At 63.6% G+C, this 12,984-nt stretch carries 9 protein-coding genes and 1 other RNA gene; 4 read left to right on the forward strand and 6 right to left on the reverse strand.

The features are described from left to right. Positions 1-19: 19 nt before the first annotated feature. The 5 genes from JL811_RS00110 to JL811_RS00130 form a co-directional block, all read right to left on the reverse strand. The gene (locus tag JL811_RS00110; protein WP_202686185.1) at positions 20-2,806 is read right to left on the reverse strand and encodes a hypothetical protein; all 2,787 of its coding nucleotides are present in this window, start codon (positions 2,804-2,806) and stop codon (positions 20-22) included. A gap of 55 nt (positions 2,807-2,861) precedes the next feature. Further along, entirely contained in the window at positions 2,862-4,145 is a 1,284-nt protein-coding gene (locus JL811_RS00115) for a hypothetical protein (protein ID WP_202686187.1), read from the reverse strand. A 460-nt stretch (positions 4,146-4,605) separates the two neighbouring features. After that, positions 4,606-4,702: signal recognition particle sRNA small type (gene ffs / locus JL811_RS00120), an RNA gene on the reverse strand. A gap of 50 nt (positions 4,703-4,752) precedes the next feature. After that, on the reverse strand, positions 4,753-5,385 hold the full coding sequence (locus tag JL811_RS00125; RefSeq protein WP_202686189.1) for an HAD family hydrolase: 633 nt from the start codon (positions 5,383-5,385) through the stop codon (positions 4,753-4,755). A gap of 167 nt (positions 5,386-5,552) precedes the next feature. Further along, the gene (locus tag JL811_RS00130; protein ID WP_337924695.1) at positions 5,553-7,511 is read right to left on the reverse strand and encodes a bifunctional 2',3'-cyclic-nucleotide 2'-phosphodiesterase/3'-nucleotidase; all 1,959 of its coding nucleotides are present in this window, start codon (positions 7,509-7,511) and stop codon (positions 5,553-5,555) included. 247 nt (positions 7,512-7,758) lie between these two features. Here JL811_RS00130 and nudC point away from each other — a divergent pair, with 247 nt between their 5' ends. Continuing rightward, positions 7,759-8,739, forward strand: a complete 981-nt coding sequence (gene nudC, locus JL811_RS00135) for an NAD(+) diphosphatase (RefSeq protein WP_202686191.1) — start codon at positions 7,759-7,761, stop codon at positions 8,737-8,739. Positions 8,740-8,858: 119 nt separating this feature from the next. Beyond that, on the forward strand, positions 8,859-9,332 hold the full coding sequence (locus tag JL811_RS00140) for an SRPBCC family protein (RefSeq protein ID WP_202686193.1): 474 nt from the start codon (positions 8,859-8,861) through the stop codon (positions 9,330-9,332). A 63-nt stretch (positions 9,333-9,395) separates the two neighbouring features. On the opposite strand, the gene JL811_RS00145 is transcribed toward JL811_RS00140, so the two are convergent. Continuing rightward, positions 9,396-10,226, reverse strand: coding sequence for a prephenate dehydratase (locus tag JL811_RS00145; protein WP_202686195.1), 831 nt, complete (start codon positions 10,224-10,226; stop codon positions 9,396-9,398). 121 nt (positions 10,227-10,347) lie between these two features. On the opposite strand from JL811_RS00145, the gene JL811_RS00150 reads away from it, so the two are divergent. Together JL811_RS00150 and JL811_RS00155 are read left to right on the forward strand one after the other, a co-directional pair. Beyond that, positions 10,348-10,857 (forward strand): c-type cytochrome, encoded by a 510-nt coding sequence (locus JL811_RS00150; protein ID WP_202687132.1) that lies wholly within the window; start codon positions 10,348-10,350, stop codon positions 10,855-10,857. Between the two features lie 215 nt (positions 10,858-11,072). Continuing rightward, positions 11,073-12,983 carry an extracellular solute-binding protein gene (locus JL811_RS00155; RefSeq protein WP_202686197.1) on the forward strand — a complete coding sequence of 637 codons (1,911 nt, stop codon included), beginning with the start codon at positions 11,073-11,075 and terminating at the stop codon, positions 12,981-12,983. Position 12,984: the final 1 nt, after the last annotated feature.

The following is a 12,984-nucleotide window of genomic DNA, read 5'->3' on the forward strand; positions in this document are numbered from 1 at the left end:
CCGAAATCCTGGGGCCGGATCAATCCTTGATGGCGGTCAATAGGCGCATTTCCAGCCGGGGCATTGCCTGGCGTGCGCTGGCGGCGCGGGTGCTGGCGTCACCGGTCGAAAAGGGATGGCTGCGGAAATGCAGCATGGGCTGAAACGAATCGAACAACGCCATCAGCTTGCGCAGTTCCGACAGCGCGGCCTCTCGGGCCTTCTTGCGGGCCGGGATGCCTGCCGAACGGTCCGCGACAATGGCGGCATTGGTTTTCAGGGCGTCGGTACCGGTGCCACGCACCGCCTGGGCCAGCTTGGTGAAGAACGACATGATCTTGTCCTTATCGAACGTGTCGAATTCGTTGCTGCCATCGGTCTGACCGGCCGGAAGGATCGCGTCGGCGACGAAGGTGTCGAGTTTGGTGACAAAGCCATCGACCATATGGACGCAGGCGGCTGCCGCTTGCGCCAGACCGGCATCCAGCACCGCGGCCGCGCTTTCGGTGTCGTCATGCACCTGATTGACGCGGCTTTTCAATGCCTTGGCCTCTTCAAGGCCGGCCTTGAACTTTCCTGTTTTTCCGACATCGGCCTTCAGGGCCGTACGCTTTGCTTCAAGCGTCAAAATCTCTCCGGGGTCGGCCTTGAGCTTTTCAAGCATCTTCTTGACCGAAGCGATGTCGCCGCCCAGCGTCTTCACCGCGCTTTCGAAATCGGTCTTGGCGGCCTCGTCAGCGTCATGGGCCGTCTGGCCCTGGCGCGCCTCGGACAGCAGCGTGTCCAGCGCGCTGATGCCCGCATCGTCCAGCCCCTTTTTCGCCGCCCAGTTTCTGGCCGAGTCGAGTGCCAGCAGAAGTTTGGCCTGCATCGAGATGATGTCGGTTTCGGCATTGCTCAGCGATTGTTCGGTGCGTTCGGCAATCTGATCGCGGACCTGCATCATCTGGCCGATTTCGGGCCCGTAATATCCGTCCAGATCGACGAAGGCTTTCTTGCCCTTGAGCACCTTGCCGATATTCTTGATCAGGTCGTCCACAGCATCAGCCCTCGTGGCCAGCGCACGCTTTCTGACCTGAAGGCTCCTCACTTCGGTGCCGAGCGCCTCGACCTTTTCGGCCAGCTTCTCGGTATCTCTATTTACCGTGTCCTGGGGACGTGTGTACTGACCGTCGCGCAGATCGGTCAGCTTTGCCATCAGGTCCAGCCGGTCACCGGGCAGGTACAGCCGATAGTCGCTTTCCAGCTTCTTGATTGCCGTCTCGACCTTCTTGAAGCCGTCTTCAAGGTGGGAATACACCTTGGGATCATTCTCGATCGTGGTGACAAAGGTATTCACGCCTTGCAGATAATCATCTGCCGTCCGCAGCGCCTCGACCGAGTCGCTGTCAAGCAACTGCCGCGCCGCCATCAACTGAAGCTCGATCTCGTCCAAAGCGGCGCGGGGGATGTCCTTGTTGGCGCGGACATTCTTCTTTTCCTGCGATTTTGTGTCGGTCTGGGTGCGGATTTTGCCGGTGAAGATGTTGTGACTGAAGAACGTGCCAAACCGCCCGGCAAGCTCCTCGACATCAGCCCGCATGTCGTCCCGGTCCAGACCCTCCAAGGCCAGATCGGCATCGGTGGCGTCTTTCAGCCGCTGACGGATTTCGGTTGCCAGTTCATGCGCGCGCCCGACCGTGATGCTGGTCTGCGACTGCGCGGCTGCGTCCTTCAGGAAATCGGCGACAAGGGTGCGCTCATCATCGACCCGATGGCCATTGGCGACCAGCGTGGCAATGTCTGTGTTGACCCCGGCAAGCACTGACTGGATCGCAACCGCATCGTCCCGCGCCCGCTGCGCTCCGGACACGATGACCTCGATCAGGTCAAGATATCCCTCCCTGATCCCATCCTCCTTGGCCAGTACCGCCGCCTCGACATCGCGGTAAAGATCATCGCGGGCGGTTTGCAGGGCCGTTGCCGTCGCATCAAGGCCGCGCTGGCGGATGCCGTCGATCAGGTCTCGGGCATTGCGGAACGGCCCATCCAGCCCCGACCCCTCGATCGGGCTGGGAGGGGCGGTGTTCACTGTTCCCCCGGTCCGGGCGCTGCGGTAGTTGCCCAGAAGGGTCTGCACCTCCAGAATTTTCTGATAAGCCCTTTCCACCCCCTCGGTCTGCAGGACCAGCAGGGACTGTTCCAGCAGGCCATACAAAACCTTGTATTCCTTGCCGTTGATGATGGCATAGCTGCGGGTCTTGCCGGTCTTGTCGGTGGTGATCGTCATCACCTCGGCGCGGGCATTGTCGATGTTCTTCTGCATGTCGACATGCGCCCGCCGGAATCCGGCAAGCTGTTTCTGGTCAAGCGCGGCGGGGTCGAATCCGGCCTCGGCGGCCCGGTCGCGCAGGGCGACATTGTCCTTGCGGACCTTCTTGAGATCGTCGGGCAGGTTGCCTTCCATCATCACAAGACGGGCCAGACGCTTTTCGATCCGTTCCACGATGGCCAGATTGGCGCGCTGTTCCGAAAGGCCGGCACGCAGCTGTTCAAGCTGGACCTGCAATGCGTCAATATCATCACCCGGCTGCGCCGCCGCGACCCGGCGTTCCAGATCCTTGAGCGCGATATCATCCTTGCTGATCGCATCGGTCAGCGCCTGTTTGTCATCACCCGCAAGGCGCGCCGCCATTTCCCCGGCCAGTTGCCGGTCGGGAGAGCTGCGCAAATCTGTGGCCTTCGGCACTACGGGATTCTTGCGCAGCGTTTCCCAGCCCTTTGCGCGGTTGAAGGCCGCGATCCAGTCGGTGACGGAACTCTTGAGGTCGAGCGTTGGGTCGGGCATCGGTCTCTCCAGTCAGTCAGAATGGTATTGCAGAAGCCGCCGGATGGCGTCTCCCTCAGGCGGCAAGCCGGTCAATCTCGGCAAGTGCCGTGCCAAGCGGGCCGCGCAGATCGACCGCGACGCCAAAGGGGTTGTTCTCACACAGGTCAATCAGCTCATTCGATTGCAGGAAGGCCCGGTAGGCGGCGGTCTGGCTGCGCAGGGCCGCGGCGGCCTTTGCGCGGGCCTCGCCGGTGGACTGACGGTATGCAAACAGATGCTTCATCAGTGCCGTCTGATTGCCCTCGGTTATGCCGTTCAGGCCAAACTTGGCGATCCGCTCAAGATCGGGGTCAGCGATCTGGCCCAGCTTTGACTGAAGGGCGCCAATGGCTACATCGGTAGCCTCCTTGGCCGCGTTCCAGACATCCAGCGGGTCGCGGGTGCTGTCCGCGCCTTGGCCCTCCGCCAGCAACAGATCCCGCTGCACCTGCTTCATGCCATTGATCGCACGCTCCACCGCAGCCTCGCGGATCGCACTGACCACATCCTTCATCCGGGCAATCAGGCTGGCCCGTGCGGTTTCTTCGCCCAACGCATTGATCCGCTTGACCAAAGCGGCGGCGGCCTCCAGCAGCTTGCGTTCGGCGGTCGATCCGGCGGGATCTGTCGGCTGATCGGTCTGCTGGGCCGGGGCGGGATCACTGGTGGCGGCCGACATCCGGGTCAGAACATCCTCAATCCTGTCCAGCGCCGCAACTGCACCCGCGTCGTCGCCCGACCGGATCAGACCGCCCGCCCCGGCAAAGGCCTGCCGGAGCTTCTGGCCCGCCGGGTCGGGTATGGCCATGACGCGGGGATGCAGCGCCTTTGCCCGGGCCGCCAGATCGGCCGAGGGTTGGGCCGGGTCGGTTTCGGGCCCCTCCGCGTCCTGATCCTCTGCCTCGGGGGCCTCGGCGACGTCAACGGCGCTTTCGTCCTGATCCTCCGGACCGGTGTCGGGCAGGTCCTCGATATCCTCTTCGATGACATTGCCATTGGCATCCAGAATACGGACATTCCGGTTGAGCTGATTGGCGCGGAGAAACTTCTTGAGCTTCTTGGCGAGCGACGGAAGCAGCCTGTCGCAGCGCAGTGAAACCAGCTTTCCCTCCACCTCGGCCGTGCCGAAAGCCACCTTGTTGCCATCGCCCGCCGCCCGCAGCGATTTGGCCAGAACCTCGCCTGATTTGGTCCGGTGCAGCGCAAACAGGTCGCCCTCGACATTCGGTCCCGGGCAATAGGCGAAGGGAAGGGGGGATTTTGCCGCCATCTTCAGAAGCCGCTTGAGTTCGTCAGCTGAAACAGAAAGGTCTGACATTCAATGCTCCGCGTAGTTCCAATGTGCCGCTCAGAATAGATTGCTTCATTCAGCAACATGTGGCCAGCGGTTGCAACCGACAATCTGGCACTCGCGCAACGCGATCATGACATCCGGTGCAGCCTTTCGGGCGTAGGTATCGTGGCGGGGCAACCGCTATCCGCTCGGTTCAGCCCCGGATGCTGCTTTGTCCTGATGCAATCGGACGGGGTCCTGACGGCCCGCTGCGCCGTCCGGAATGGGGCCGGGAACGGGGATTGCGGCGCATGAGCGGAAATAACGACCGTAACTGCGCCGTCTGTTCGGCGGTCAGCAAAGATTTCGCATCACCACAACGTCAGTGCGGGAACCTGAATCACTCAGATTGGACAGAAACAGGCCCATCAATGGGTCCTGACCCTGGCAAAGCCCCTTGCGATCCAAGGGTTTTTTGCGAATTCAACGATTTAGGGTGGGGGAGGGTGAGAGGCTGGACAACGACCCAAGCGGGGCTCGTTACGGCTGCTTCCTTCCGGACCTGACCGGGTTGGCGAGGCGCTCGCCCGCGCCAACCTCTCGCGTTCCATATAGGCCGCAGCGTCGGGCGGTGCAAGATGCGATGGGGGGGTCAGACAGGCAGAAGCCCGATCCGCCTTGCCCCGTCCAGCAGACTGTCGGCCACAAGATGCGCGAAACGGCCCGAGGCGGGCAGGATGTCAGGAACCTGCACCACGGTCATGCCTGCCGCATGGGCGGCTTCGGCGCCCGCCTCACTGTCCTCGAAGGCGACACAGGCCGAGGGCGGATGCCCCAGCAGCCTTGCCGCCAGCAGGAAAGCATCCGGTGCGGGTTTGGGCCGTTCCACATCATCCACGGTCACGACCTGCGCAAAGGCCGAGGTCAGCCCTGTGAGGTCCAGTTTCCGCCTTGCCTGCAGGCGTGAGGAGGAGGTGGCCAGCGCGCGCGGATGGTCCAGACGCGCAAAAAGTTCGTGCACGCCGGGTTTCAGCGGGATGCCCGCCGCGTAGGCAAGGTCGATCTCCCGCCCCCAGTCGTCGCGCAGGGCGGTGATGTCGAGACCCGGAAACTGCTGGCCCAGAATCAGGTCGCAGGCCTTTTCATCCTTGCCGATCATGCAATGCAGAAAATCCTGCTCCAGTTCGATGCCGAAACGCGAAAAGGCGCGCAGACCGGCCTCACCGGTGCAGCGTTCCGTATCCAGAAGTGTTCCGTCTAGGTCAAAGATCACGGCACTGAACATCGGGTTTCCTCGGTCTGCCATGCCATCACGGCTCAAGGGTGGGGCACCGGGAGGGCGGGGCACAAGGGGCGGGGCACTTGGGGCGGGTCGTCAGGCGGAAACCTAACCCGCCGTGACAGCGAAGGGAAGCAGTCGCGCGGGGCATCCGCTTGCTGCATCTGGCGGGTTCACAGATGCAGCCGGTATTGGGCGAAGCCGCCTTCGGTCATCCCGGCGGGCTCCAGCCGCAGATGGGTCGGAAGATCGGCCAGATGCGCGCAGGCGCGGGGGCTGGTCTCGAACAGGGCGGTTGTGTCGCGGATCGGGGTGAAGCGCCAGTTCACGCTGGCAGGGCAGGGGTCAGAGACGGTGACCGGGCCGCCGGGCATTTCGTCGCGGGCCGCGATATAGCGCATCAGAATATCGCGATTGGTGATCGGGGCCTCATGGATCACGCGGCTGCGTCCGGGGCCTGCCAGATCATCGCAGATATTCACCCGGTAATTGTTCGTGGCGACGATGAATTCTGCATCGGGATCGACGGGCCTGCCAAGATGGCGCAATCGGCGGATCCGACCGGCGCGCCGGTCGAGCGGCCGGCCCAGAGGGTCAAAGCGGGGTGCGCGGGACAGGTCGATCTCATAAGTGATGCCGGTGATGGTGTCGAAGTTGTAGGACGGAAATTCCGGGTCGATCAGGGGCTGATCGGTCGCGCCGGGGCGGATCTGCCGGAAGATCGCGGCCGAGCGTTCCAGCCAGTCGCGCAGCAGTTTCCCGGTGATGCGGACCGCGCAGATCGTATTGGGAAAGCTGTAAAGATCGGCAAGGTTGCGCCATTGCAGGCCGCCTGCGGGGACGCTGGTGTAATGGTCCGGCCCGGCCCGGCCACCGGCCTTGAACGGGGCGGCGGCCGACAGAATCGGCAGTCCGGCATGGGGTGTGCCCTCCAGCAGCGGCCGCAGATGCCATTCCTGCGCGCGGCAGACCAGTTGCACAGATTCCGACTGCGCGACGAGCGCGAAATAGCTGTGCAGCGGCGATTTGGTGACCCCGACCTTGCGGCGCATGAAGTCAAGCGTTTCGGTATGGATGCGTCCGACACTGTCCAGCACGCGATCTGACGCCGGGACAAGCGGGCGAAGCGTGCCGGACTGGTCGCGCCGTGCCACGGGCCGGACAGAACTGGCATGGGCCGCAACCCGCCAGCCCCGGTCCGCAGGGGTCAGCAGCAGGTCGATCACCCCCAGATGCGAGCCCCAGAATCCGGGCATGACCGCAGGTTTTCCCGCCAGCCGGCCTGCCACCGCATCCACCCCGGCGATGCCTTCGAACAGAGGCGAGGGAAACACCAGATGCGAATGCCCGGTGATCAGCGCGTCGATCCCGTCAAGGCGGGCCAGCGGCAGGGCGGCGTTCTCCATCCCGTCCTCGGCGGGCTGGCCGCTGATCCCGCTATGGGCCAGTGCCACGATCAGATCCGCACCCGCCTCGCGCAGTTCCGGCAGCAGCGCGCGGGCGGTCTCGATCATGCAGCGGGTCTCAATCCGGCCACGAAGCAGGCAGCGGTCCCATGTCGTGATCTGCGGCGGCAACAGACCGATGACCCCGATCCGCAACCGGTGCGGGCGGCCCGAACCATCGGTCAGGATACGGTCCAGCAACGCGTAGGGCGCAAAGCTGCGGGTGTCGCGGCGCGGATCGCTGCCCCGCCGGGTGACCGCATTGGCCGAAAGGACCGGAAATCCGGCCCGGGCCAGCGCGCGGTCCAGAAAGGGCACCCCGTAGTTGAATTCGTGATTGCCAAGCGCTGCGGCATCATAGCCAAGCAGGTTCATCGCCGCGAGGATCGGATGCAGATCGCCCTCTTTAAGGCCCCTTGCATGGGCGATGTAATCGCCCATCGGACTGCCTTGCAGAAAGTCGCCATTGTCCAGCAGCAGGCTGTTCGGCGCTTCGGCCCGCAGCTGGTCGATCAGCGTTGCGGTGCGTGCCAGCCCTGCATTCGCAATTTCGGTTTCGTGGTAATAGTCGAACGAACCGACATGCACATGCAGATCCGAAGTGGCCATAAGCCGCAAGTGAATCTCTGCTGCGCCCGGACAGCGCGGATCAAGGTCGGGCTGGGTTGCCGTCATGGCATTGATCACATGATTGTCCCCTGCGGTCTCGACATGCCCACCGGGCGCATCGGGGCTCCTCCATGTAGGGCCAGCTAGATCATGGTTGCCTAATTCGACGGGACCGTAATCGATTTCGGTCAGGCCTTCTACTTGGACCAACGTCGCAGGCGGTCGATTCATGTCTGGGTTGCGCCGGGTCTTCGGTAGCGGGGTGATTGCGCAAATGCCTTGGGCATGCGACCCCTTGGCGGAAATGTCGGAGGGAAGGTCTTTCATGAAACAGGGATTCGCCATGGCCTTCGCGGGCGGCGGGCTGGACCGGGACGCCGCCCTGCGCTGTGATGCGGCGGAACTTGCGCGGCTGCTGGCGGCGGGCGGGCGCGTGCTGCCGGTCTGGCGGGGCAAGCCGCTGGTGGTCGAACGTGATCTTGGGGCCGGGCCCGAGGTGGCCGGGCTGGGCTGGGTCGCAGCGGACAGCCCGGCACTGGCCCATGGCGCAGAACCGCTGTTTCTGGGCCGCATCGACGGTGTGGCGCATTTCGCCTGTGACATTTCCGACTGGTCGCCCGAGGCGGGGGCCGAGGCGGTGCAGGCGGGGTTTTTCGACCCCTCGCGGCAGGTCCATCCTGCCCTGCCCGGGGATCACGGCTTTGTCGAGTTGCGCGGTGTGATGCTGGCCTTGTCGGCGCCCGAGGCCGAACTGGCCGCCACAGCCAAGGCGCTGTTGCACTGGCATCGCTCGCACCGCCATTGTGCGGTTTGCGGTGCGGCCTCGGAACCGGTCAATGGCGGCTGGCAGCGCGGCTGCGCCGCCTGCGGGGCGCAGCATTTCCCGCGCACCGATCCGGTTGTCATCATGCTGGTCACGCGGGGCAATTCGGTGCTGATGGGGCGCTCTCCGGGCTGGCCCGAGGGGATGTATTCCTGCCTTGCGGGCTTTGTCGAACCCGGCGAGACGCTGGAGGCCGCCGTGCGCCGCGAGGTGATGGAGGAGACCGGCATCCCGGTCGGCGCGGTGCGCTATGTCGCCTGTCAGCCCTGGCCGTTTCCGGCCTCGCTGATGATCGGATTTCAGGCCGAGGCGGAAGGCGAAGAGATCCGCATTGATCCGGCCGAACTGGAAGATGCCTTCTGGGTCAGCCGCGAAGAGATGGTCGCGGCGATGGCCGGAACCCATCCGCGGATCAAACCGGCCCGCAAAGGCGCGATTGCCCATGCGCTGATCGCCAACTGGCTTGCAGACTGGCAGGATTGAGGCCAGAATCCCGCGCGGCGCGATCCCTGAAAGGCGCGCGCGCAGGGCAAGGCCGGAGAAACCGGCCGGAAATGACAGCCGCCGGGGCGGCGCAAACGGGGTGAAGGGGCGGACAACACATGAAATTCTCGACACGGGAAGATATCGAAGCCCCTTTGGACAATGTCTTTGCCGCCCTGTCGGATTTTGAGACATGGGAACGCGCGGCCATGCGGCGCGGCGCCGAGGTGATCCGCACCGACCGTATGGCCGCGCCCGGCCCCGGCATGGGCTGGCATGTCGAATTCATCTATCGCGGCAAACTGCGCAAGATGGACATCGCACTGGCGGAAATGCTGCCCGGTCAACGGCTGATTCTGGACGGCAAGGCCGCGCCCGCCGATGGGCGACTGGAATTTGATCTGGTGGAAATGGGGCCGCGCCGGACGCGGATCACGGTGGGGTTTGAGGTCAAGCCGCGCAGCTTGGCCGCGCGCCTGTTCCTGCAATCATTGAAACTGGCGAAATCCAGGGTCAACCGCCGGTTTGACCTGCGCGTCGCCCGGATGGCCGCCGATATCGAAGATCGTTACCGCGCCTCGCTGCGGGGCTGACCGGTTGCTGTGGGGCTGACCGGTGGCAAGGGCCGCCCCGGGGCCTGTCAGATGTGAACCCGGTCAGATGCGGCGCGGATCGGCCGGATAGACGCCGAGGATATCCATCGCCGAGGTGAAATAGCGCAATTCCTCCATCGCAAGGCGGACATTGGCATCGTCGGGATGGCCCTCGATATCGGCATAGAATTCCGTCGCGGTGAAACTGCCGCCGACCATATAGCTTTCCAGCTTGGTCATGTTCACGCCATTGGTCGCGAAACCGCCCATGGCCTTGTAAAGGGCTGCCGGGATGTTGCGGACGCGGAAGGTGAACGTTGTCATCATCTGCGCGCCGCGACGGGAATGATCGGCCTCGCGCGCCATGACAAGAAACCGGGTCGTGTTGTTCGACTGGTCCTCGATCTGCCGGGCCAGCACGTCCAGCCCGTAAATCTCACCTGCCAGTTCCGAGGCAAGGGCCGCCAGTTTCGGATCCCCCCGTTCCGCCACGATCTTGGCCGAACCGGCGGTGTCGGCGCCGGTCATCGCCTTCAGGCCGTGGTCTTTCAGAAACCCTCGGCACTGGCCCAGCAGGACAGTATGACTCATGGCCGCCTCGACCTGCGACAGCGGCGTGCCCTTCACCGACAACAATGCGATATGCACGCGCACGAAGGCCTCGTCGATGATGCGCAGCCCCGATCCGGGCAAAAGCGCATGGATATCGGCCACCCGCCCATAGGTCGAGTTCTCGACCGGAAGCATGGCCAGATCCGCCTCACCGGCGCGGCAGGCCTCGATCGCATCCTCGAAGGTGCGGCAGGGCAGAACCTCATACCCGGGCCGTGCCTGACGGCAGGCCTCATGCGAATAGGCGCCCAATTCCCCCTGAAAGGCGATGCGTCCGGTCATAATCTGCCATCCTGCCTGTCAAAAGCCCCGACAGGGGCGTTTCGTCGCGCTAGTATACCTTGAAACCGGCAGGGGGAAGCGGTTAGAAGCCCTCAAAGAGCTTGCTGACATGAGGCGCGACATGTTCGACACGATGACGATGACCAAGGTGGTGGGTGCGGGTTGCGGCTCGCTGCTCGTGTTCATGCTGGGCGGTTGGGCTGCAGAAATCATTTATCATCCCGGCGGGGCCCATGGGGCCGAGAATCAGGCCTATGTCATCGACACCGGTGTCGAGGAAGCGCCCGCCGAAGGCGAAGGCCCGAGCTTTGAGGAAATCTTTGCCAGCGCCGATGCCGCCGCGGGTGAGCGCGCATGGTCGAAATGCCGGGCCTGTCACAAGCTGGACGGCACCGACGGTACCGGTCCGCATCTGGACGGAATCGTGAACAAGGCCAAGGCCGCCTCGGAGGGCTATGCCTATTCGCCGGTTCTGGCGGGCATGGCCTCGGAGACCTGGACACCGGAAAGTCTCGACGCCTTCATCCAGAGCCCGCGCAACTATGCGCCCGGCACAAAAATGAGCTTTGCCGGGATCCCGCGCGCGCAGGAACGCGCCGATCTGATTGCCTATCTGGCCACGCAGAACTGATATCGCGCGGAATTTGCGCATCGGGCCGTCCGCAGGGGCGGCCCTTTTCACATCTGCCGTCACGCGCGATCACAGATTCGAAACTTCCGCCTCTGATCGCGGCTTGAGGCATCGACATTCCGCGTTCTAGGGTAAGATATTCGGAATGCCGCCCGCCCGGGACCCGATCAAAGGGGATCAGGCAGCGCGCGCGCCAACAGGAAGGATCTATTGCCATGAAGCCACAGACCCCAACGCCCCCGAAGCGCCGTGCCGCAACCGCGACGGCCCTGCCGGACCGGGCGGGGGTTGCCCGGGTTCTGGGAGTATCCCTGTTGGCGCTGGCCGCGGTTGTCGGCATGGCGCGGTCGGAAACCATTGTATCGCACGGGATCTCGACCTTCGGCGAATTGAAATATCCCGCCGATTTCCCGCATTTCGATCTGGTCGACCCCAACGCACCACAGGGCGGACGCATGACCTTTCGCGGCACCGGGGCCTCGACCACGTTTGACAGTCTGAACCCTTTCATCCTCAAGGGACAGGCTGCGCAGGGTCTTGGCCTTTTGTATGACAGCCTGCTGGCCGGTTCCACGGATGAACCGGACGCGGCCTATGGGCTGGTGGCGGAAACGCTGGAATATCCCGAAGACCGCAGTTGGGTGATCTTCAACTTGCGCCCCGAGGCGCGGTTTTCCGACGGCACGCCGATCACCGCCGAGGATGTGGTGTTTACCCATCAGGTGCTGGTCGAAAAGGGTTCGCCCTCCTATCAGGTGATCCTGCGCGACATCGAAAGCGTCGAGGCGCTGGAGCCGCATCGCGTAAAATTCACCTTCCGCGAAGGCGCCTCGACCCGCGATCTGCCCGCCCTGGCGGGGGGGCTGTCGATCCTGCCGAAACATTATTATGAAACGGTGGAATTCGCGGAATCGACCATGGTGCCGCCGGTCGGGTCGGGCCAGTTCGTCATCCGCGACGCGCAGCCGGGCCGGTCCATCGAGTATTGCAGGAATCCCGATTACTGGGCCAAGGATCTGCCGGTGAATATCGGGTCCGGCAATTTCGAATGCTATGTCTATGAATATTATCAGGATTCAACGGCGGCTTTCGAGGCGTTCAAATCCGGCGGCTATCTGTTCCATCAGGAATTTTCCTCGCTGATCTGGGCCACGGGATATGATTTCCCCGCCGTGTCGCGTGGCTGGGTCGTCAAGGAGGAACTGCCCGACAACCGCCCCGCCGGAACGCAGGGCTTCTGGTTCAACCTGCGTCTGGCCAAGTTTCAGGACCCCCGCGTGCGTGAGGCGCTGGGGATGATGTTCAATTTCGAATGGTCAAATGAAACGCTGTTCTTCGGTCTGTATAACCGCACTGACAGTTTCTTTGAAAACTCGCCGCTGCAGGCCGAAGGTCTGCCCGAGGGGGAGGAACTGGCGCTGCTGGAGGAATTTCGCGACCAGTTGCCGCCCGAAATCTTTACCGAGCCTGCCTTCACCCCCACCGAAAGCACGACCCGGCAGCTTGACCGGCGCGCGCTGCGGGCCGCCTCGGCCCTGATGGATGAGGCGGGATGGGAGGTTGGCGCCGACGGCCTGCGCCGCAATGCGGCCGGAGAGGTTTTCACGCTGGAATTCATCGAGGACCAGCCCACGATGGAACGGGTGCTGGCGCCCTATGTGTCCAACCTCCGCGCCCTTGGCGTCGACGCGAAGATCACGCGCATCGACGCGGCGCAGATCCAGCAGCGGCAGGATGATTTCAACTATGACATCATGTCCGGGCGTTTCGTCATGTCGCTGACGCCCTCGATGGAATTGCGGCAGATTTTCTCATCCGCTGCGGCCGAGGCAAAAGGCTCGGCCAATCTGGCTGGTGTCGCTGATCCGGTGGTCGATGCGCTGATCGAAAAGATCATCGCATCGAAAACCCGCGAAGAGGTGGAGATCCGGTCCCGCGCGCTGGACCGTGTGCTGCGCGCGAAACATATCTGGGTGCCCAACTGGTATAGCGGGCAGCATCTGGTTGCCTATTGGGATGTCTTCGGCAAACCGGGCCAGCAGCCGCCCTATTCGCGCGGCGATGAATTGTGGTGGTCGGACACGGAAAAGCTGGGCAGCCTGAGGGCGCAGGGGGCGCTCCGCTAAG

The sequence above is a fragment of the Szabonella alba genome (assembly GCF_016765775.1).
In the GTDB taxonomy this organism is placed as follows: Bacteria; Pseudomonadota; Alphaproteobacteria; order Rhodobacterales; family Rhodobacteraceae; genus Szabonella; species Szabonella alba.